The sequence below is a fragment of the Pseudomonas sp. DR208 genome (assembly GCF_019823005.1).
GTDB lineage: Bacteria > Pseudomonadota > Gammaproteobacteria > Pseudomonadales > Pseudomonadaceae > Aquipseudomonas > Aquipseudomonas extremorientalis.
In genome coordinates this window covers 20,098-41,441 of sequence record NZ_CP081945.1, presented here as the reverse complement: position 1 = coordinate 41,441, position 21,344 = coordinate 20,098, and the positions used below count along the sequence as shown (strand labels likewise).

Annotated in this window: 24 protein-coding genes; 17 read left to right on the top strand and 7 right to left on the bottom strand. The window is 53.9% G+C overall.

All coding sequences use genetic code 11. The features are described 5' to 3' along the window. Positions 1–410: 410 nt before the first annotated feature. The 5 genes from K5K89_RS28570 to K5K89_RS28550 form a co-directional block, all read right to left on the bottom strand. Positions 411–1,040 carry a recombinase family protein gene (locus K5K89_RS28570; RefSeq protein ID WP_219022072.1) on the bottom strand — a complete coding sequence of 210 codons (630 nt, stop codon included), beginning with the start codon at positions 1,038–1,040 and terminating at the stop codon, positions 411–413. Positions 1,041–1,323: 283 nt separating this feature from the next. Further along, the gene (locus tag K5K89_RS28565) at positions 1,324–1,824 is read right to left on the bottom strand and encodes a hypothetical protein (protein WP_222541774.1); all 501 of its coding nucleotides are present in this window, start codon (positions 1,822–1,824) and stop codon (positions 1,324–1,326) included. Beyond that, positions 1,821–2,171: a TrfB-related DNA-binding protein gene (locus K5K89_RS28560; protein WP_222541773.1), complete on the bottom strand. Its 351-nt coding sequence runs from the start codon at positions 2,169–2,171 to the stop codon at positions 1,821–1,823. The genes K5K89_RS28565 and K5K89_RS28560 overlap by 4 nt, the downstream gene beginning before the upstream one ends. Continuing rightward, positions 2,168–3,085, bottom strand: coding sequence for a ParB/RepB/Spo0J family partition protein (locus K5K89_RS28555; protein WP_222541772.1), 918 nt, complete (start codon positions 3,083–3,085; stop codon positions 2,168–2,170). Before K5K89_RS28555 ends, K5K89_RS28560 begins: the two co-directional genes overlap by 4 nt. 10 nt (positions 3,086–3,095) lie before the next feature. Next, the gene (locus K5K89_RS28550) at positions 3,096–3,869 is read right to left on the bottom strand and encodes a ParA family protein (protein WP_261401116.1); all 774 of its coding nucleotides are present in this window, start codon (positions 3,867–3,869) and stop codon (positions 3,096–3,098) included. A 646-nt stretch (positions 3,870–4,515) separates the two neighbouring features. Here K5K89_RS28550 and K5K89_RS29110 point away from each other — a divergent pair. From K5K89_RS29110 to K5K89_RS28470, 17 genes are read left to right on the top strand one after another with little or no spacing between them, the layout of a single operon-like run. Beyond that, entirely contained in the window at positions 4,516–4,791 is a 276-nt protein-coding gene (locus K5K89_RS29110) for a MobD protein (RefSeq protein ID WP_110973316.1), read from the top strand. 16 nt (positions 4,792–4,807) lie between these two features. Continuing rightward, positions 4,808–5,269 (top strand): TrbC/VirB2 family protein, encoded by a 462-nt coding sequence (locus tag K5K89_RS28545; RefSeq protein ID WP_219022077.1) that lies wholly within the window; start codon positions 4,808–4,810, stop codon positions 5,267–5,269. 3 nt (positions 5,270–5,272) lie between these two features. Continuing rightward, positions 5,273–5,566 (top strand): VirB3 family type IV secretion system protein, encoded by a 294-nt coding sequence (locus K5K89_RS28540; protein WP_110973314.1) that lies wholly within the window; start codon positions 5,273–5,275, stop codon positions 5,564–5,566. Further along, the gene (locus K5K89_RS28535) at positions 5,553–8,237 is read left to right on the top strand and encodes a type VI secretion protein (protein ID WP_257603924.1); all 2,685 of its coding nucleotides are present in this window, start codon (positions 5,553–5,555) and stop codon (positions 8,235–8,237) included. The genes K5K89_RS28540 and K5K89_RS28535 overlap by 14 nt, the downstream gene beginning before the upstream one ends. After that, entirely contained in the window at positions 8,237–8,920 is a 684-nt protein-coding gene (locus tag K5K89_RS28530) for a type IV secretion system protein (protein ID WP_222541771.1), read from the top strand. Before K5K89_RS28535 ends, K5K89_RS28530 begins: the two co-directional genes overlap by 1 nt. 27 nt (positions 8,921–8,947) lie before the next feature. Beyond that, positions 8,948–9,160, top strand: coding sequence for a hypothetical protein (locus K5K89_RS28525; RefSeq protein ID WP_219022079.1), 213 nt, complete (start codon positions 8,948–8,950; stop codon positions 9,158–9,160). Next, entirely contained in the window at positions 9,153–9,557 is a 405-nt protein-coding gene (locus K5K89_RS28520) for a hypothetical protein (protein ID WP_219022080.1), read from the top strand. Before K5K89_RS28525 ends, K5K89_RS28520 begins: the two co-directional genes overlap by 8 nt. Beyond that, positions 9,545–10,408, top strand: a complete 864-nt coding sequence (locus K5K89_RS28515; RefSeq protein WP_222541770.1) for a type IV secretion system protein — start codon at positions 9,545–9,547, stop codon at positions 10,406–10,408. Before K5K89_RS28520 ends, K5K89_RS28515 begins: the two co-directional genes overlap by 13 nt. 3 nt (positions 10,409–10,411) lie before the next feature. Next, positions 10,412–11,077 carry a type IV secretion system protein gene (locus tag K5K89_RS28510; RefSeq protein ID WP_219022082.1) on the top strand — a complete coding sequence of 222 codons (666 nt, stop codon included), beginning with the start codon at positions 10,412–10,414 and terminating at the stop codon, positions 11,075–11,077. 25 nt (positions 11,078–11,102) lie between these two features. Next, positions 11,103–11,894, top strand: coding sequence for a TrbG/VirB9 family P-type conjugative transfer protein (locus K5K89_RS28505; protein WP_219022083.1), 792 nt, complete (start codon positions 11,103–11,105; stop codon positions 11,892–11,894). 2 nt (positions 11,895–11,896) lie between these two features. Continuing rightward, a complete protein-coding gene (locus K5K89_RS28500; protein WP_222541769.1) occupies positions 11,897–13,180 on the top strand; it encodes a TrbI/VirB10 family protein in 1,284 nt (427 codons plus the stop codon). A gap of 9 nt (positions 13,181–13,189) precedes the next feature. After that, positions 13,190–14,218: a P-type DNA transfer ATPase VirB11 gene (gene virB11, locus K5K89_RS28495; RefSeq protein WP_219022085.1), complete on the top strand. Its 1,029-nt coding sequence runs from the start codon at positions 13,190–13,192 to the stop codon at positions 14,216–14,218. Further along, entirely contained in the window at positions 14,202–15,104 is a 903-nt protein-coding gene (locus tag K5K89_RS28490; protein ID WP_222541768.1) for a lytic transglycosylase domain-containing protein, read from the top strand. Before virB11 ends, K5K89_RS28490 begins: the two co-directional genes overlap by 17 nt. A 29-nt stretch (positions 15,105–15,133) precedes the next feature. After that, positions 15,134–15,463 (top strand): TrbM/KikA/MpfK family conjugal transfer protein, encoded by a 330-nt coding sequence (locus tag K5K89_RS28485; RefSeq protein ID WP_219022087.1) that lies wholly within the window; start codon positions 15,134–15,136, stop codon positions 15,461–15,463. Beyond that, entirely contained in the window at positions 15,453–16,058 is a 606-nt protein-coding gene (locus K5K89_RS28480) for a phospholipase D family protein (RefSeq protein WP_222541767.1), read from the top strand. The genes K5K89_RS28485 and K5K89_RS28480 overlap by 11 nt, the downstream gene beginning before the upstream one ends. A gap of 14 nt (positions 16,059–16,072) precedes the next feature. Next, positions 16,073–16,555, top strand: a complete 483-nt coding sequence (locus tag K5K89_RS28475) for a hypothetical protein (RefSeq protein ID WP_222541766.1) — start codon at positions 16,073–16,075, stop codon at positions 16,553–16,555. Positions 16,556–16,602: 47 nt separating this feature from the next. Continuing rightward, positions 16,603–17,253: a hypothetical protein gene (locus K5K89_RS28470; RefSeq protein WP_222541765.1), complete on the top strand. Its 651-nt coding sequence runs from the start codon at positions 16,603–16,605 to the stop codon at positions 17,251–17,253. A 322-nt stretch (positions 17,254–17,575) separates the two neighbouring features. On the opposite strand, the gene K5K89_RS28465 is transcribed toward K5K89_RS28470, so the two are convergent. Together K5K89_RS28465 and mobF are read right to left on the bottom strand one after the other, a co-directional pair. Beyond that, positions 17,576–18,325 carry a hypothetical protein gene (locus K5K89_RS28465; RefSeq protein ID WP_261401115.1) on the bottom strand — a complete coding sequence of 250 codons (750 nt, stop codon included), beginning with the start codon at positions 18,323–18,325 and terminating at the stop codon, positions 17,576–17,578. 75 nt (positions 18,326–18,400) lie between these two features. Next, a complete protein-coding gene (gene mobF, locus K5K89_RS28460; protein ID WP_222541789.1) occupies positions 18,401–21,337 on the bottom strand; it encodes a MobF family relaxase in 2,937 nt (978 codons plus the stop codon). Between the last annotated feature and the right edge of the window lie 7 nt (positions 21,338–21,344).

The window sequence follows — 21,344 nt, the reverse complement described above, 5'->3', positions numbered from 1 at the left end:
GGTTGGTCTATCTTAGCTCATGGCGTGAGCGATAGGTAGTGCATCCATGCACGTTATCTCTCACAAAATGAGGGATATCGTTCAAGGATGAGCGAGGGGTAGCTCATGGGGGGGGGTAGCTCATCTGGTGAGCTAACGTAGCTCACAGATAGTGAGCGGGGGGTAGCTCATGGATAATGAGCGATGGTGGTGCAAAGTAGGTGAACTGAGGTTCGCTCAAGTAGTGAGCTAGGCAATGCTCTGGAAGCCCCGTAATTCAAGGGCTTCTATCTCCTGGTTCTTATGATCTCTAACCACTCCAACTCATGCAGTGGCTGTTAGGGACCCAAGGTCGCCTGCCGGCGGCGGCCAGTCGTGAACGAATGACAGACTACGGCTACGCCTTCGCTAGTCATTCATTCCCAACCGGCTCAACTGGATAAACCTTCGCCCAGTTCGTCACGGATACGCATCACGGTCGTTGTTGAACAAGCAGCATGCCGGGCGATTGCTCGGATTCCAAGGCCAGCGGCCAAAAGCTCACTAACACGCTTTCGTAGTTCCAGATCTGCCGGTCTGCCCTTGTAGACCCCTGCGGCTTTGGCTTTGGTGATGCCTTGCGACTGCCGGTGCCGACGCTGCAGATAATCCTTCCGGGCGATTGCCGCCATCATATCCGTCATCATTGAATTGATCGCGGCCAACATTCGATCAGTGAACTCGTCACCAGATGGCAAAGTGAGGCCCTGGTAACTAGTCGGCAGGTCGACGGCTACGATTCGCAGCCCTCTGCTGTCAATCGCGGTTCTCAGTGCGCGCCAGTCCTGGTCATTCATACGAGACAGCCGGTCAATAGCCTCAACCAGAATTACGTCACCCCGGCGCGCATCATTCAGAAGGCGTTGAAGCTCTGGACGATCAGCGAGCGTGCCGCTGATGTTCTCCATGTAACTGGCAGCGATAACCTTTCCGTGGCTTGCAACAAATTCTTCCAGTTGATCACGGGCACGACTGGCGTCCTGATCCTCGGTAGAGGCTCGGAGGTAAGCACGTACAAACATGGAAACCTCTCTGTATCATTTTGGGTGTGTTCATCAAAGTGTATCAGAAAGGCTGTCACTTAAATTGAATCGTTCGTGCAGATCGTGAGCGCCGCCGCGTCTTACTTGAGATATACCCAAATATGACAGTCTGATCACTCATTGTAGGGCGACCCATCACATTGATTACTCGCTTTTTCAATCAGACACTGAGGTAGTGGGGGAGAGTAACGACTAGTTTAGGGCCTTGCCCCCTGTGCCGTACGATACAGAGGGCAGGTCAGTCGGTTGGGAATTTAAAGGTCTAAAGCTTTCGAACGCTGTACTCAAAGACCCCGGCACGGGTTTTGAAAGTTGTTGCGGTCCTGTCCACGCGTACGTTGAACTGCTCTCCGTAGACGAAGTGCGCTTCGTCTTGCGTAGGCCAGTCCGCTGCGTCCTCTGGATACGGCGCGGTCATCCAACCCCCCAAATAGATTTCTTTAGTTTTGTTGCCCCGTTCAGTGCCGACACAGAATTGATCGGCAACCTTGACCTGGAAGTTTCCCTTCATATCGAGTACCTGTTCACGTCCAAACGAACACTTTCCAGATGTTGTTTTGAGAGTGAATGCAGGCTTAGTGACGAACTTACCGCTCTTGTTCTTGTAAACCGTTGCGACGGTCACCTCCCAAGTTGAACCATCACCTATCAGGTTATGTTCGTAACCTGGGTAAATCTCCATGAATGACGGTTCATTTTCGGCTTGGGCCTGGGCCTGCTGAATACTCAGTGCAAGCAGGGCAGCGAAAAGGGCTTTCATCATTTGTCGAATTCCTTCTTGGTATTTGAGTGCGTTTGCCAATAGAGCAAACGCTCTGCATCTGCTTCCTTGACGAAGCGATCGATCATGTCGGTGGGTGCGCAGATCTGCGCGCACTTCCAGCCTTCGGGGGTCTTCATCAGGTAGGCCGAATAAATTTTGTCGCGGATGGCAAGTGCCCGTTGCTTGGTGAGCCCATGAGCATTTGCAACGGCTACAAGGCCCTTGCCTTCGACCAGCAGCTCATAAGCCACATCGAGGTTGCGCGCATGCATCTTTGACGTTGAACGGATCCGCTCGAATTCATCGGGCGGGATCCGTAGGTCCTGGTCAGCAACTCGGCTACTCATTCCGGCGCTTTCCAGTTCTCGGCCTGGGCGGTTCGGGCTTTGTCCAGCTCGGCTTTGAGATATTCGATTTCGGATTGCAGGGTTTCAACCTGTGCGGACAGGACGGTATTCGCCTCGCGCAGCTTGTCGAGTTCATCATCGAGAAGGGCAGGGCCTGCAGGTTTTGGCTTAGCTCCGCCGTGAACGCGCAGGGCTTTGGTTGTGCGTAGTGCTGTTCGCACTTCGGTGCGCAGGTTCATATCTGGATTGGCGTCTGCGCGCTGTAGCAGGTCAGCAGCAACCTCATTATCCAAACGGTCAAGGCGGGCCAGGTCATTGACGGTTGATATGTCCGCGGTGATGCCCTTCGTTACAGCGTCACGGCTTGCGCCGTCACTGGTGACGTTCTCCAGGTAAGCGATGCGCTCGGCTACCCAGTTCAAGCTTTTATTCCATTCGTCAGCCACGGCCTGCAGCGTGCCCAGTTCTTCCTTGTCAGCCTTGAGAGCGAGTGCAATATCTAGCTGCGTAAGGTTTTCGCTGTGTACGTTCTCCGAACGCTGGATCCGCTTGGCCTGTGCGTCGGTGAGTTCACGCACGACCGCCTTGAGTAGAATGCCCTTGATTTCACATGCCAAATACCGGCGCTCTCCAGCGACCATCAGGTACTTGAACCCCGATTCGGGGTTAGGGTGAGGCCTGAGAATTGCTGGCTCGATCTGGCCATTCTGCTGAATGTCGTCGCCCAGTTCCTCAAGCGATTCCTTGGTGAAGCCTGGGTTATTACGGTTTCTGATCTGCTTGATGCACTGTATTTCGCCGGTGCTTACCCCGATGATGACTTCACCATCGTTGAGTGCCGGTTTCTTCTGAAAGTCCGAAAGCTTCTTGGCAGTCGCGGCGGCGACCCTGCCAAATGAATTAGTCTTTGTCATGGCATATACCTCAGTTTGACCAGACCTTTTCGAGAACAGCGGCACAGGCAGATTTCATTTCTTGGCCTGCTGCACGCTGGCTGCCTGACTTGGCTTTCCACCAGACAGGATTTCCGTTTGCGAGTGCTTTGTTGATGCATGGCCGGTGAACGATATGCACCGGAAACATGGCATCGCCGTAGTCGTCACGAAGGCTGGGCAGCAGCTCAAGTTCTTCGCTTGACCGGCTGTTGATCTGGTTGGGGAGAAACCCGAGGAACTGTAAGTCGGGGTTGTATTGCTCACGGACAGCTTCGATTGTGGACAGAAGCTTGGGCATCCGAGCGAGGGTGAAGGCGCTGATATTGAACGGTGCTACGACTGCATCAGAGGCTGCAAGAGCGGCAATCATTCGGCGCTGCAGGTTTGGCGGGGTATCGATCATGCAAAGGTCAAAGTCAGCGGCGAAATAATCCAGCGCCCCTTTCAGATTAGTCACGATGCTGAGATCCATGTCGTCAACATCGAGCAACGGAACGTCGGCCTGAATAAGCCAGATGTTTGGAGCGACCTGGCGAGGATATAAGCCCTTGTATCCATCGGTGAACAACATGCTGGATTCGAGATAGGTTGTATTGTCGCCGTCTTCTGCAGGGGGGTAGAACTGCGAGAGATCGCCTTCATCGAGGTCTACGACAAGCACGCGTTTACCTTGCTCGGCAGCTAGGCTGACAAGATGAACTTCGATAGTCGTTTTGCCGACCCCGCCTTTTTGGTTCGCCACGGTAGTGACCTTCATCGCCATGATTGTTCTCCGGTGAGCGCTGATTTGTGTAGGTACATCGTTTCATGGGTAAACACTACGGTCAACACCAAATTGGGGTTTACTATAAATTTTCTCGCATGCGAGAAAACGGCGGCCTGCTAAAATCGGCGCTGGGTCAGAAGGTCTATAGAGCGGGGCTGTTTCCTTGCGTTTCTATTGCCGCTGACCAAGGGTGGCGGATCAGGGCGGCTCCTGTCCGTTGCCCGACCCCTCTAGCCCGCGCCTCACGACCGTTCGTCCCCCCGCTGTAACAAAATCTTTTTTACGTTGTCATTAGCGCGTGAAGCACTGTCTTGGTGCCACTACCGCTCATTGCAGGGCCGTGCGCCCTGCTCCAGCCGATGACGTGATATGGAAATTCGTCTACCTATCAAACACTTATAGTTGCTGAACCGTTTCCGGGCGGATGCCTGGGGCTAGACCTTTCGTTTTTTTGCGACATGGATCCAAGTTTTTCACAATGAAAGCTTGATTTCGTGAAATGAAAGTCCTATTCTGTGTCACGAAACAAGCATTTCATGGAATAAAACTCCAAAGAGGGAAGAAATGAGAGGTGGGATCTAGATCAAAACCTTGTGGGACTCCAGTATCGCCCCTGTATCTAGTCAACGGTTGCCCAGGGGAAATGATGCAGAGCCTAGACAAAAGAGAGCTGGCGGTTTTCGCCGTCGCACAGCCGGATTACCGAGTCGTTCTTGAGGAACGAATCGAAAGCGACGGACGAAAGTGGGTATTAATTATTGAAAGTCCTTCGACGGGACAGGTTTACAACGTTGTAACCGCGTTAGGGAAAACCAGGTTATTCAAGAATGCCGATACTGCTATCGACTTCATAAAGGAAACCTGCCCTAACAATCCTTTTAGAGTAATAACAGTAATGTACGGGGGTCCCCCGTCATGATTAAAGAGGCAATGGTATGCAAACCCAAACTTCCAAAGTTGGACGCAACGTAGAAGGACTGAACAAAGACACATGGCGTACTTGGCTAAAGGCCAAGGCTTCAAAAACCCTCCAAAGCGTTCTCTCGCAAAAGACCCCTTCGCATAAAGTGATGATGCGTAATGACTGGGTGGCCAAAGCCACCAAGCTCGCTACGCTGGGGTCGATTGTCTCCCTTGCCCTGATCCCTGAATTCGCCAACGCGGCATTAGATTTCAGTGGGTTGAAGAGCATGGCCAAGGACTTTGTGTCCTTTCTTATCTTCGACGTAGGCTACTACCTGGGTATCGCGGCTATCGCGTTCTGCGGGTTCCAGGCCAAGTCCGGGCGTATGTCGTGGGGCCAGTTCGGCTGGGCGGTATTCGGTATCTTCCTTGTGTTCTTCGCACCGAACTTTGTCGACACGATCAAAGAAGGCGCTCAATCAAGCTTGAGGTAACCCATGGCCGAGCAAGATCCTGATGAAGGTGAAGTGCTCGTTGTGGCGATGGCCCGGCCATCAATGGTGGGGCCGTTTACCTTATCGAGTATTTTGATCAGCCTTATCACCCCAGTGTTGGCAGCACTGCTACTTCGCTCTCTTTACGTGCTGGCAATCATGCCACTACTTTTTGCCGCTGCTTACTGGATATGTAGCAAAGACGTTTACTTATTTGGTGTGCTTAGAGCGGCATTCAAGTTGAGAGCGTCACGGCTACGCAAATTGTGGGGATACAGAAGTTATGCGCCTCGTTGATAAAGCTTTTAACAAGCTAGTGCGAAATATGGATCTTTCGCTTGGTGTCCAACATCCAGAAGGGTCCGATCAGGATCTCGATGAGTTGGTGGTCAGCGAGATGGTGCCGTATGACGTGCATTATGACGATCAAACCGTCATCACCGGCGAGGATTCGCTTGTGCAGGTCATCAAAATTGATGGCCTGATGTTCGACTCGCTCACTAGCACGCAAATCAAGCTGTTCGAAGAACGCCGCAATACCGTGCTGCGCACAGTGGCAAGCAGCGATTTTGCCATTTACGTTCATGTCATCCGCCGTAAGGTGATCGACTTTCCCGAAGGGCAGGGCGGTACTTGGTTCTCCAAGTATTTCAATGCACGGTTGCGCAAGCGCTATGAAAACAGAGGTTTCTACGTCAACGAGATCTATATCTCGTTGGTTCGGAATCGCTTTCGCTCCGGCGTGCCAGGCCTCATGGATCGGGCAATTGCGCTGGTCACGGGTAATTCAGCTGCGGATGAAGCAGGTGAAACGCACGAAGCAATGGCCGACTCGCTCTACAAGGCCGCAAACCTTGTACTGCGGGGGTTGTCCGATTACGGCGCGACTCGTCTGCGCATTCAGCGTCATCCGTCTGCAACCAACGGTACGGTTGATCGCGAAGCTGCGTACCAAGCGGTGGCCCGCTTTCAGTGGAAATGGGAGGACTTCAAAGTCCAGCTCGGCGATCACGCTGAATATGACGCAGAAGCCGTTTACGATTACCTGGGCGAGGAATACTGCGAGCTGAGCAGCTTCTTCAACTACTTGATCAATCTTGAGTTCCGGAAAATCCCGGTCACTGAGCTGAAAATCAAGGAGGTTTTGCCCTATGCCCGGCTGAATTTCCGGATCCTGGCAAATATGTGCGAGATTCGAGGCAGTACGTCAGCACGCATCGGCTCCATGTTGAGCATGGCCGAATGGCCGCGTCGTACACCGTCGCGCATGATGAACAAATTCCTTCAACAGCCAGTTGAATTCATCATCACTCAATCGTTTTTCTTCGAAAACCGTATTGAAGCTGAGTCGGCAATGATGGATGAAACTCGCCGACTCAAGGTTGCGGATCCACACAAGATCTCGGAAGACGATGCCAAGGAACTGGCCGAGGGTATCCGTGCTTTACGCCGTGGCGATACGGTCAACGGCAAACATCACCTGACCATTTTCATCCACGTTCCATCAGACGCAAACACCAGTCCTGAGAGTCGCAAAGCGAATGTGAAGCGACTGGATGATGCAGTTGGTTTGATCGAAGGCTGCTTTGTCGACCTGAACGTCAAGTCGGTCCGTGAGTGGTTGGCCCTTGAGACGTTTTTCTGGTCGCAGCTACCTGGTCAACAAGAAGCTCTTATCGGTCGCCGGGGAAAGATCAAGTCAACCAACTTTGCGGGCTTCGCATCGTTGCACAACTTTGCTCGCGGACGTCGTGACGGCAACCTTTGGGGGCCTGCGATCACTGCTTTCGAAACGGAAAGTGGCTCTCAATACAACTTCAACTTCCACCGTGAATTGGAAGGGATGGTCGCTGGCCACACTGGCGTGGCTGCAGGCACCGGTGCCGGTAAAACGGCATTGATCACTGAAGCCGTCAGCGAAGCGGATAAAGCTTTGCCGGTGGTGTACTGGTTCGATATGCGCTACGGGGCAACCGTTTTCATGATGGCCATGGGCGGGGTCCATTCGATCCTTTCCCCACATAACAGCATGGGTTGGAACCCCTTCAAATTGCCTGACACTGCTGAGAATCGTGCTTACCTCATCGATCTGCAGATCCAGATGCGTGAATGCTACGCAAGCACTCCCACTGAGGCCGACGATATCAAGCGGTTCAAGGATGCAGTAAACGAGAACTACGAGCTGCCCTACGAGAATCGCCGGTTGCGCAATGTCGTGTGGACCTACGGGCACGGTGCATTAGCCGACATCATGGCCATCTGGCACGGGGCCAAAGGCATCGAAGGTGCAAACGCCGGCGTATTTGATAACGAAACAGATACTTTCGATCTCAGTAAGTCCCGGCACTACTGCTTTGAAATGTCGGAGCTGATGAAAGGCGGCGAAGCACGCCCGGAACTGCCGGTAGTGATGAGCTACCCATTGCACTGCATTGAGCAGGCCATGAATGGCAGACCCTTCATTCTGGTTTTGGATGAAGGGCAGAACCTGGTGAAAAACGATTTTTGGCGCAATCGAATTGACAATTTCATCATGCAGATCCGCCGTAAAAACGGGATTTTGATCTTCATCACTCCTGACGCGAAATACTTCCACAGTGAAACCGACTCCATCGATAAGCAGACCGTAACCAAGATCTACCTGGCCAGCGACTCGGTGAAAGACGAAGACCACAAGAACCTGACGGAAGAAGAAAAGAAGTGGTTGCGCGAGCTGAATCCAAAGGACCGCAAATTCCTCATTCGTCGCGGTCAGGAATCTATTCGAGCGTGCTTCGACCTGTCCTCCGATAACCCTGACGAAGACCTGTCCGATTTCATTCCGGTCCTGTCTTCAAACGATGTTGGTGTGGCCTTGATGTACTCGATCATCGAGCGCCTGGGCACCAATGACCCCGAGGTCTGGGTGCCAGTTTTCATGGCAGAGGCCAAGGCCAATAACACCCACAACTTGAAGGCGATTCGATGATGACTATCAAAAAACTCAGTTTGGCCATTGCCGTAACCATGGCGATTTCCGGTCAGGCAGGCGCAACAGGCGTGCCAACCGGTGACGCAGGAACATGGGCCGCTCTCGCGCAGAACCTGGCGAAGCTGGAGCAGCAGTACAAGACGCTGAAAGATCAGTACGAAGCTCAAACCGGGATTTTGAACAACATGCGGGGTTCGTATGGCCGTGGTGCTATCGGTCTGAGCGATTCGATCAACTCTGCATCGGTGGTGCCCGGTTCCTGGCAAGAAGTAGTTTCGCGTCAGAACTCTGGTGCCTACGGCAGTAAGCAGTCGTATTACGAGGAGCTGGTCAACACCCTGCCACAAGAGCTGTTTGCTAATCCTGACAGCAACCGCGCACGTGGCTACCAGCTCAGTTCCAACTCTGTTGTTGCTGCAATGTCTGCCGGTGAGGCGCTGTACAGCGAGGTACAGGTTCACCTGAACAACCTGACCACGCTCTCCATGCAAGTGGATAGCACCACGAACTCCAAGGATGCTGCCGACCTGCAAAACCGGATTGCCACTGAGAACGGCATGCTCACGTCTGCCCAGTCAAAGCTGCAGGCATTGAACATGAACCTGCAGGCGAACCTGGCCAATCAGGAAAACCAAGCAACGTCGCAGAACGAACAGTTCTTCCGTTGGAAAAAAGACTAATTCTCGCGTGCGAGAAAAGGAGATCACATGAAAACTCTTTGGCTGATTCTCAAGATCCTCACCGTACCGGCCTGGGGGCCACTGTGGCTGTTCTACCGGTTCGGCAAGTTCATGCTGCTGCTCGTCATCGTGTCTGCCGCATCGGGCTGTGTAACCAACACCGGCAAAATCGACAAGTCGCCATGCGCCTGTGAATTCAAGCCTTTCGTTATTCAGGCCAAGGAGGCCCGCAATGCCTAAGTTCTTCACCGTCACCAATACCGTATGCGTGCTGGTCGCCGGGTTTGTCGTGGGGAGCATCATCTACGTCAACACCACCACCTTTCAGTTCGGTAGTGAGACTCCTGCGGATTCCAATGGCGATGCTCCAGTACGGATCGAAACGTCCTCTGGCAACCCGTTGTTGAAAGCCACAAAGGCTGATGTGGCTAAGTGGTTTCCGGGGACATGCTTCGCCGAGATCTACATGAAGAACCCATCGTACAAAGGGGGCTTGATCGCTGGCTGCATCGACAAAACGTCGAAAGAGATCAAAGCCGAAACGGGCGTGACACTTGGTGCTGATGACTTCCGTTCTACTGAGGTCATCACGCACTTCAAGTCTGTGTACGGGGCATCGAATCCATGGCGGACCTAACCCTCAAGGGCCTGATTGGGTCGACCGATGAGGTGACGACTAGCTTTGTCGCCGAGGTCTTCCCTAATCTCGCTGGCTTGGTAGAGCCTCTGGTCTGGACCCTCGCCGTTGCTTACTGGGCAGTCCTGGGTATTCAGACCTATAACGGCAAAATCTCCGTTGCGCCGTGGGACATCGTTAAACGGGCAATGCTCACGTTTATGGTCTTCCTGACGCTTAATTGGTCAACAGGTGGTTCGGCGCTCTATCAGATTTGGGGTACTTGGACGGAAACCATTGCAGCGCAGATCATGAGCCGAGGTGTTGATAGCACTTCCATGCTTGACGCTCTTTATGTGAACGTCGGTCAGGTTGCAAGCACACTGATGAACGTAAGCTGGCGTCAGTTCGGCATGATCATTATGGGTTCCGGGTTGTTTGCAGTGAACTGCGTTCTGTTTATCGCAGCAATCCTGAATATGCTGATCGCCAAGTTTGGTGCAGCAATCATTATGTGCATCTTGCCAGTGCTGATCGGGTTCATATTCTTCGAGCAGACGCGTCAATGGACAATGAGCTGGTTTAGCAAAATGCTGAACTTCTCACTGATCTATATATTGTCCATCGCAATTGTACGCTTCGGTTATCAGATTTTCGGCGAAGCTATTGATGAAGTTGCAAACACAGCCACCATTTCGGATGCGGCGTTGATCACGGCTCAACAATGGGGAACTCTAATCATCGTTGAGGGCGTATTGATCATCTGCTTATTGCAAGTTCGTGGATGGGCCGCTGCGCTTGCGACAAGCGCAACGGTAGGTGGATCGTCAATGGCAATGATGGCATTGCGCACCATAGGGTTGGGGAAATAAACAATGGACAAGACATTAAAGAAAGATGAGATTGCGCGCCGTCAGCGTCAACTCGAACACAAGAGGGTAAAACAAGAACGTAACCGTAGTTACTTTCTGAATGGAGCGTTTGCGCTCGCCCTGGTTGGTTCGGCCATTGCCATTGCGTTCCTGGCTGAAACCAAAACCTTCGTCAATGTGGTGACTGTGATCGGCGCCGATGGTGAAGTGCTCAAGCAGCGCACGGTTACGGCGGAAAACGTCGATAAAGAGCAGGCCATCATCGAAGGCGTCCTGTTTGATTTCATTCGTGCTTGTAACACCTTTGACCCTCGGCGCAAGCAACAGCTGTCCGATACCTGCCACACGTACATGACCCGCAATGTCGCTGTCGAATATGAGCAGGAGATCAGCCCCGATAACGCGCGCAATCCATACGCATCGCTTGGGGAAAATGACTGGATCGAAGCCCAACCCAAGCGCATGAACAAGATTGGCGATGAGTATCAGGTGATGTTCCTTTCAACCAATCACAAGTGGGGTGACAAAGAGCCAAGGGTGACTTCCTACCTGGCAACGATAAAGGTTGCACACACGATGATCCCTAGAGCTTTGGGTGATCGTTGGGAAAACCCGTTTGGCACTTTGGCAACTTTATACCGTAAGAGTGAAGAGCTGAGCCGCCAGTAATTCATTCCCCACAAGGAAACTAATCATGAAAAAACAGTTCGTTCTACCGACAGCTATTGCCCTGAGTTTGGCTTTGTGTGCATTTAACGCACAAGCTGCAAAATTGCCGAGGGCTATGTCCTCCGACAACCGGGTCAAACAAGTGCCCTATGATCCGAACCAAGTTTACGAGCTGGTTGGAACATACGGATATCAAACATCCATTGAGTTCGAAGCGGATGAAATGGTCAAAGTCGTTGCACTTGGTGACACGATATCCTGGCAGAGCATGCCATTCCGTAACCGGGTGTTCTTGAAGCCGGTGGAAGACAATGCAGACACAAACATGACGGTGATTACATCCAAGCGGACGTATTACTTTCAGCTCAACAGTACGAAGGCGAAAACAAGCCAGTCGTACTTGATCAGATTCGTTTATCCAACCAGCCGTGTCACCTCGTATAACGATGCAGCGGAAACCCCTGCGGCTTCCGCTGCTGGTCCAGTCACCAGCACCGGTACTCCGACCTCCCCGAACATCAACTACGGCTATTCGGGTGACAAAGATGCCATCGGCCTGCAGGGCGTTATGGATGACGGTCAGTTCACCAAGTTTCTGATGAAAAAAGGCGCGGATCTGCCGCAGTTTTACCGTGTTCTGCCTGATGGGACCGAGGCGATGGTCAATGCACGCCGCGAAGGCGAGTACTGGGTCGTTCAGCGTCTGGCCAGCATGTTCGTGGTGCGCAGCGGCAATTCCTATATCTGTGTTGAAAACCTGGCGAATCCGTACAAGCGCACGGTTACTCGGGGTGCGCGTGATGGGGGAGGGGCATAACCATGGCGAAGGAACCTATCAAACCAACTGATCAGCCAGCGGATAAAACCCGCGAAGAAGAAATGGCCGAATGGAACGAGTCGCAATCGAACTCGATGCTAAAGGCTGGCTCTGGTGGAAAGCGCAGCGGCGTTCTCATGATTGCCGCAGCGGTTGTGGCGTGTGGTTTTGTCTACTGGCTCAAGCATGACAGTGGCGAGCCTGCTGCCCCTGCAAAAAACGATGAGATTGTCGCGGCTGAGCGCCGTAAGGTCCAAGACCCAACACCTAAGCGCGAAGCGGCGAAGGTCAAGCCAGTGAGCAACGATGGCGAGCCGGGTGCTGCAGCTGACACACCTCGTACGACTGCTGAGCGTCAGGCCAAGCAGGAGGGGTTGAGCGAAGCGGAACGTCAGCGCCAAGCAATCGAATTGCAAGAAGAAATAGCGCGCAAAAAGATGCTCGCTGCGCGTCAACGCTCCGCGATCTTTGCTACTGCAAAGGACGATGGTTTTGCGCAAGGCCGTGACGATCAAGATCCAGCTCAACAACCAGCCGGTGGGTCGTTGCTGGGTGGTAACTCGGGTAATTCCGGGCGTGTCTCCCGCAATGCCAACGAGAATTTCGCCTCGTCGACCTATTCCAGCGGTGTACCGGTGGCCAAAGCCCGCGCTATGGAAAACCTGCAGTTCAAGGTTCTGCAGGGGGCCGTTATCGAAGCGACTCTGCAGCCGCGTGCGCAGAGTCAATTGCCTGGCCAGATCTGCGTGAGCGTCGCGCAGGACGTTTATGCAGCTGAGGGTCGCCGCGTATTGATTCCTTGGGGGTCTTCGGTGTGCGGCAGCTACAACGCCAGTCTGGCACCTGGTCAAGAGCGCCTGTTCACCGTTTGGAACTGGTTGCGTATGCCGAAGCTGGCAGGTCGCCGAGCGATGGAAATTCCATTGGATAGCGCTGGATCTGATCAGCTGGGTTCCGCTGGGCAGGGTGGTGTCGTCGACAATCACTGGGCGCAAATCTTCGGTGTTGCAGCTGCCGTCTCGATCATCGGCGCGGGGGCTTCCAACTCCGGCGTTTCTTCGGGCGATCAAGACAACTCGGCGTCTCAGTACCGCACTCAAGTGCAAGAGGCTGCTGCTGAGTCCTCGCAAACCATTCTTAGCCGGTACGCAAACATTCAACCGACAGTCACCGTTCCTCATGGCTCACGCGTGGTGATCTACCTGCAGCGTGATTTGGACTTCACCGAACAGTTCGCCGAGGAAGCCAAAGAGGCTGACAACGGCGGCGTGAAATTCATTAACTGAGGTTTTTCCATGTCTGAGATTGCTTCGTTCCGCCAAAAGCTACGCAGCTTTGATTTCCTGCTGGATGACCCAGCCGTGTCAGAGATTGCTATCAACGGTCCAGGTAACGTATGGGCTGCATATCGCGGTAGCCGGTTCATGCGACCGGTCGCCGTTGATGGCGTCACGCTGCCTCTGATCAAGTCGCTTGCCGAGTTGATCGCGGCTCATACAGAGCAAGAGATCAACGCCTATACGCCGATTTTGTCCGGTCGGATTCCTATGGACATGAGCGACAACGTAGCGGACTCGGAACGTGGCGACTATCGGGTCCAGTGCGTGCTAGCACCTGCTGTCGAACAGCATGTCGGCGGCATCGTGTGTATTCGGAAACCCGGACGCATTCAGATGACGATGGATAAATACATTGAATCTGGTGCGTTTGACCGAATCAACGACCCGCGCACACCTGATCAGTACAGCGACGATCACCTGATTGAATTGTTCCGCGCAAAACGCTGGCCTGAGTTTTTCATTGGGTGCGTCAAGGCGCACAAAAACATCATGATTTCGGCGGGAACAAACGCGGGCAAAAGCACCTGGCTCAACATGCTTCTGGATCATGTAGACCCGAACGAACGCATCATCACTATCGAAGATACCCGCGAGATCCGTCTCAAGAGCGAGAACGTGGTTCATTTGCTCTATTCCCGTGGTGGCCAAGGCAAAGCGCGGGTCACGCCGTTCGATCACCTTGAGTCGATTCTTCGTCTTACCCCTGACCGGGCGATCATGGGCGAGCTTCGCGGTGCTGAGGCTTACCCCTACCTTGAGTTGCTGAACACTGGCCATAGCGGTTCATTCAGCACTATCCACTCTGACAGCCCCGACATGATGTTTGACCGGCTTGCGTCGATGGCATCGCGTGGCGGCTCCGAAATGACCAAAAACCAACTTGTGGAATTCTCACGTCACTTGATCGACGTAGTGATCCAGTGGGAATACGGCTTTGATGGCCGTCGTTACATCACGGAGGTGCAATATGCAAAAGCTGCCTAAATTCGCGCTGGCCATCCTCGCATCGGCCTGTCTTGTTGGCCACGTTGCCGCCGAAGAATCACAGCCTAAACGTTTCTCCGAACTCGCAGCCAAGTGCGCTCCGAACGTTCACGCGTCAACGCTCAAAGCGCTGATAGGCAATGAATCTTCTTTCAACCCCTACGCCATTGGTGTGGTTGGTACTCGACTTGAGCGTCAACCCCAGTCCCTGAGTGAAGCCGTTGCGACGGCTGAACAGCTTGAGCGCGATGGCCATCGTTACGCGATGGGCTTGGGCCAGCTGCTTGTCACGAATATGCGCGCCCGGGGCCTGAGCTATCAGGACGTTTTCGAGCCATGCCGCAACCTGCAGGCGATCAGCAATTTGCTGATCGAGTATTACAGTCAGGCCCTCAAGACCAGCAGCACGAAGCAGGAAGCGTTGTTGAAAGCAACGTCGATGTATTACAGCGGCAACGAACTGCGCGGTTTTAAACCAGACCATCCTGGGGAAATGTCCTATGTCGAAAAAGTGGTCGACCGTGCAAGTAACCCAACGGCAGAAGATCCGATTGTGCCCGCGTTCGACGTCCAGGAAGCCGCGCAAGCCATTCCTGTAGTCGCTAGCACTAAATCCCCATCGAAAGCGCGTAAGCGCGCTCAGGGAGCCTCTGAGCAGCCTGCAGGCCCGTGGCTGACCTTCACGGATGCAAATGGTCAGGCGGTAGCACAGGCACAGCCCCAACCGCAGCAAAAGCCGCAGATTCAGGTCCAGCTGGATACCGGCGATGCGCCCGAGGAAAAACGGCAGTTCACAGCCTTCGACGCGCCGACTGCCAATGCTGAGCCAGCGGCAATGCCCGTACAGCAGCAAGCCACCCCATCGTTCGTACAGATAATTAATTGATTTCTCGCATGCGAGAAAAGGAGATCCCAATGCGCAAACAAGTTTTAGCTTTTCTGGCGACTTTGGCGTTTGCCGGTGTTGCCCAAGCAGGCGCGCAACCCCCTACTGACTTTTCGTATGGGGAAAACAGCGATACGGATGCTTGTGGGGCAACTCTTTGTCTGCTTGGCATGACCCGCGATGGTGATTGCGACAAATATCTCAAGCGCTATTTCAGCATTGTGAAATTCAAGCACGGGCATTTCAGCCCTTCACGCACTGCAGCTGCCCGTGGTGATTTCGTGGCGCAATGTGTTGATGATCAGGCCGGGGCCAAAAAAGCAAACGATCAGTGGGGAGGCTCGCAGAATGGTTTCTAAGTTCCACGCCGTCCGCATTTTTGCCTTCTCCGCGTTCTTTGGTTTGGTGTCTCCAATTGCCTGGGCGGACCAGTCCACGGACGCCCAGCCGTCAGCGGCGGCGGTCGAGGTTGACGGTGCTCGTCGCATCGAGGTGGGGTTTTCTCCGGAAGGATCTGCCCGAGACCTGGTACTGCGAACCATCGATTCAGCCTCCAGCTCGATCAGGCTTTCGGCCTACGTGTTCACCAGTCCTGATGTAGCGAAAGCATTGATCACAGCGAAACAGCGCGGGGTCGATGTGGCGGTGGTTGCTGATTACGAAGGCAACCTGCAGGGCAACGGCTCGCGGGCTGGGAAACACGCGCTGTCACTTCTGGTACGTGCTGGCATACCGACGCGCACGATCAGCACTTACGCGATTCATCATGACAAGTTCATCGTAGTGGATGGCAAAGCGGTAGAAACCGGAAGCTTCAACTACTCCGCTGCCGCCGCCAAAAGCAACAGCGAGAACGCATTGGTGGTTTGGAATGATGCCGATCTCGCTGAGCAATACCTGAACCACTGGCAAAGCCGTTGGGATCAGGGCAAAGCCTTCAAACCGCAGTATTGAGCGAGGGTCTACCAATGGAAAAAGACGAAAACCCAATGGACAAGGATCGAACGCAACAGGCTGAACGTGGTGCTTATCAGCTGACTGGAGGCAAGCGACCTGGTGAGAACGTGGCAGAGCATATGAACGCATCGCCACGGAATGCCGAAGACTGGGCGACCGAACACAAGCGCAGTAGTGAGCCCTCCTTCGAACTGTTTCAAAAGTACGGTCCGGCTATTCAGCCGGACATTGGCAGGGCCTACGATGGCCCAATCGTTCACCGCGACTCACAGTCTTTTTATCAAGCTGCGCAGGTCAATGGTTACGATGTTTTGATTGAACACAAACGAACCGCGCTAAACAGCGCGGAAGCCAGTGTGTTCACCAGTGACAGGTCAGTGAGCATTCGATACGTCTCTGAAAGTGTCGGCATAGCGAAGCCAGCCATGGAGCTGGATGGACGGCGAACACCAGAACATTTGCCCAAAGGTGCAGCAGGAATAGGGCGGGTCTAAACCGCTTACTGTTGATACAGATCTAGGATAGAAACGAGGATTTGAACATGGCCAGAGAAGACGTTACTCAAACCACCTACAAAATCAATCAAGAAGGCAGCGACGGACGTAGAGAGCATCAGGTTTTCACTGATCCCAAAGCTGCAGGCGAAGCTTGGTTCAAGGCCGACATGGCCAAGACGCCGATGGTAATGATTCAGGAGCCCGGTGAGCGTGCGAAATTGTACGCGGGTACTGGCGTTCACGAAGGTAAGCCATACAAGGATTTGCCGTTTGACAACGCACCTGGTGCGGCAGATTTCAAAGCGTCGTTCAAAGGCGCTCTTGAGCTGAGCAAAAAGGAGCATTCCGGTGCTGCAGCTGGTAAGCCTGCAGAACCAGAACTTGCCAAGTCGAAACCGATGGATATGCCTGCGTACGAGCGCGCTGTTGCTGGCAAAACCTACGATGGCAAGGTGGTTGGGTTCAAAGAGAATCAAGTCATACAGCAGATCGTAAATGGTGATCGCGTCACGCACATTGCTCATGATCGCTCCGCGCTGAGCAGTGCAAAGTCCGGCCTTGTTCACCCTGGCAAAGACTTGTCTATTCGTTACCCTTTCGCCGGTGTGGGCATCGTCAAAGATCGTCAGCTGCAGCATGAACAAAAGGTGCCTTCGCACCAGCCCAAGGGATTTGGCGGAATGGGTCGAGGCTGAACAAAGGTGTTGAAAAGGGGGCGTTGCCCCCTTTTTGCTGCCTGCGATAAATGTGATGGTGCGCCATGCTGTCAGAACGAAGCGCGGTCAAGTGGAATGGCGGGGGCCCCGCCGAAGGTGGGTTCCGCGTCCGCAGGACCGCCGCAGGCGTATTCTGCTAGACGGTGCGCAGTGACCCCCAGTCTGCGCCGGGGTGTGTGGGGTAGCTTCACCACCCCGCGCACCCGAGGCCTGGGCGACCCCAGCGCGTTGACAAGGGCCGCGCCCTTGGTGTTGCTTTGTTCTGCCGTCCAGGGGGCACCCCTGGCTGCCAGCGGCGATCCTAGTTTTTCTCGGCCAACACCTTGTTTCGGAATTCACTGGCGCGACTGATGGAAACGCCGGCGAGTTTCGCTAACAGGCCAATTGGGATCAGTCCGATCAAATGTTGGTACCGAACCAGTTTTGAAACCCTCTGATAGGGAGTCGCCCCTAGAAACTTCTGCCGCTGTTCTACAACGGCGAAGGGCACGCCCACGGCGCGGCTGATCTTCGCTGTCGACATCGATCCGAACAGAGATTCGTAACCGAGCCACGGACCGACATAGTTTTTTAGCCGGGGCGTTGCTGGCTCCTTGGGTAATGGTTTGGCAGGGGGACGCCCCAACGCTTCTCGCCAGTTTCGAACCGTTGTTTTTGAAACGCCTGCGAGATCCGCCACGTCCTGGTCATGCACGATGCCCAAGAGTGGCTTGTAGGGACGCAACGGATGATTGACCGGGAAACGCTTTGGCTTTGGGAGTGAGGGCGGGCCCGGCTTGGCCTTGACCCCTAAAGATTTGCGGTATTGATCAACGCTGTAGGCAGAAACCCCGCAAAGGCGCGCTACAGTTCGAGTTGATTCTATGCCCAACAAATGCCGGTAGGGCTCGATGGCCATTCTTACATTCCAAGCTTCGATATCGAATAGCTGACGCCGGTAACGAATTACGTTTTTTTTCGTACCGACAAGCTGAGCCAAGTCCTCGTCTCTCATGGTCCCCAGCTTGCAGTCATACCACCTTGCCTGGCCTATATTCTTCCAATCAGCCATAAAATCCTGTCATCTAAATGCGAAAGGTTCCGGCAATACCGGAACCCATATTCTCAACACAATTCAAAAAATCATCTAGATGCCTGACTTTCCTGCGCTCGCTCCATTCAGTGCGGAACGCTGTTTCCGTTCCAGCTCCTTGCCGTCCAACACCGTGCGCGGCTTGATCGACTCGTTACGCTGACGCTCACGCGCCTGCTGTAATGAGAGGGCTGTGGTTTTGTCGTAACGGTTTGCAATGGCGGCAGGCAATCCGGCTATTGAGTCCGTATAGATGCGCGCTTCATGCCTTGCCCGACTGATGGCCACGTACCAAAGGTTTTGGGAGGTCGTCCGGCTTTTCGTGTTGATGGAGATCATCACTCGATCATTTGTGAGACCTTGGGCGCTGTGGACGGTAGCGGAATAGGCATGCTCTAGATGCAATGGCCGGTTAGTTGGGAGAGCCACTACTCGTTCTGGCGTACCGTCTTTCTCCTTGAGGGATGCCAACTCGATGACGCCATTGGCGTTCCCAACCACCCGCATTCGGTCGCCGTTGGTGAGATCCAGTTTCTGATCATTACGGGTAATCCGCACCAGATCGCCAACGGAAAATTCCGGCTTCTCAAGGTTGTAGACGCTGAGTTTGGTCAACTTCCGAGGATTAAATTCAACGCGGTTTCCGTTCTTGTCCTTCACCACCAGCACATTTCCGGGCAGGGCCTGGTCAACGGTGTACAGCTCCCCTCGGGACAGGCCAGCCCTTATGTAATCCTTCTCGGGCTGTACGATCATTCCCTTTTTGTAGCTTGGAGCGTACCGGCGTTCGGCTTGTGTGGTGTCGACGCGGTTGAGCGTAGGCAGCTCTTTTCCGTTGCCTACGAGTCCAAGCGACTCCCTTGTCATTGCGTTGATCTGTTTGCGGTCCTTGTTCGTACCGGCGACGATCAATACTTCTTTACGTTCTTGCGGCGTCAACGACATGTAGTCACGAACGATGGCTTGGTGTCGTTGGCCAGGATCCCGGAATTCTTCGACATGATTGACATGCTCAAGTGACTTTCCCGGGTTGCCATCAGCCGCATGCTGAACAGCAATTTTTAGTTCCTGGTTCTTCTGTCGCTGAATTTCCTTGATCCGCGCAGTTTGCATACCGTTTTGCTGCAACTGGGCGAATGGTTTGCCAGCCTCGATAGCTTCCGTTTGTTTGGTGTCGCCCAGCTGGACCAGTCGGGCGCCGGACTGCTCGATGATTCGCATCAGCTGCTCCATCTGGCGTGCGCCGACTACACCTGCCTCATCGAGTACGACGATTGTCCGCTCGTCCAGCTTCTTGTCTTTGGTATGGAAAAAGCTGGCGAGTGTGTGAGCGTCCAACCCTTCGTTTTTCAGTGCGGTTACTTGGTTGCCGTAGGGTGCCAAGGCAACGACACGGAAAACCGCATCGGTCGTTGTAGTCCGCTCGGTCATGGCGTTGTTGACTGACTCGATCAACTTAACAGCGCGATCAACTGAGTAAGTTTTGCCGGTGCCTGCGTCGCCCTGGATGCCAACAAATCGGTTGCTCGTACTGACGATCACTTCCACGGCCTGGTACTGGCCTGCAGATAGTGTTGAGCCCTCAAGTGCTTTTGCTACCTGCTCCTTGCTCAACAGCGGCGCGACTTGGCCACGTCCGCTGCGCTCGATAGCGAGGATCGCCTTTTCTCGTTTCAACGCCCGTTGAGTGGTGTACCGTTTTTCAGCTTCAACCAAAGAGCCACGGGTGATCGCCATCTTGACGTACTGCTGGGCTTCCTTGTCAGTCCAGCCCTTTTGTTCTTTCAGCAATGCGCGCCACCCAGCAGGTGACAGCGCCGTCCCATCCTTACCTGTGGCCATCGTGTAGGTTGGTGGAGATTCGATAAGCGTTCCCTGTTTCACCAGACGCTTGATTTCATCGTCGACTTCGGATGGCGATGCCAAGCCAACAGCGCGCCGTAGTGCAGCTGTGCGCAGATCAGACTCGCCGACAACCTGCTCACGTTCGGTCAAGTGGTTTATGGCGTATTGCACCACTGCTTGGCCAGCGGTGATGCCTTCCGGCAGGTTGTGTTCTGCATGGATGCTCTCTGAGCGCCTACCGTACTCGCGGTTATCAAGCTGACTGCGGCCGCCGAACTCGATACCTAGATCTCTCGCCTTGGTGACCCAGTATTCCTTGACCAGATGACGGTCGCGCTCGTCTTTGCGTGGCCTGGTGGCCATCGCAATGATCTGCTTTTCCAAGGCCGTGGCGTTGCTCCGTGTTTTGCCGTCCTTGGCCAGCGCTTCCTCGATCACCTTGGCCCGACTCGAAAACGCCTCGATCTGGTCCCTCGAAATATGGGCCAGCTCGAAATTCCCGTCTTTGTCCAACACCCGGATTTCATAGCCCAGCTCGCGCAGTTCCTTGGCAAGCTCGCCCTTGTACATGGCGTCGATCTGCGGTTGGATCTTGAAAATATCGTCGTTGTGTATTGCTCGCCATTTACCGTCCGCACGCTGTGTCGCGTTCATGACTACGGCATGGGTGTGCAACTGAGGATCTTTGGCGCGGCTGAGTTCATGCCGAAATTTACCGATGATCAGATTGCCCGTTCGTTCGAGCATGGACTTGCCATGTTCCTTTCGGCGGGCCTGCGCCAGTTTCTCGACATGCTCCATCGCTTTGGTCACTGCGCGGTCGTGCGCCGCTACCACGTCCTTGTCACCGGCGATCAGGGCCTGCATCGAGACAGATTTTGGAGCTGAGAAGGTCAAATCCAAGCCCATCCGGCGATTACCTGTCTCCTTATCAAAGGTCTTGGGCATCACCTCGCCGTTCGGTAGCTTGCCGTCGAAAAGCTTGGCCAGCTCCTTTTGGTCAATTGGACCCTCAAGTCCTAGAAGCTCGGCGCCGATTCCCTGCCACTCGCCGGGGGACTCTTTTGCGTAGTAGTCGTCTGCAGCTGTGTAGTAGCCAGCTGCAGCGTACTGGTTGCTCCCCTTGATAGAGGTAACATTGAACATGGCTACC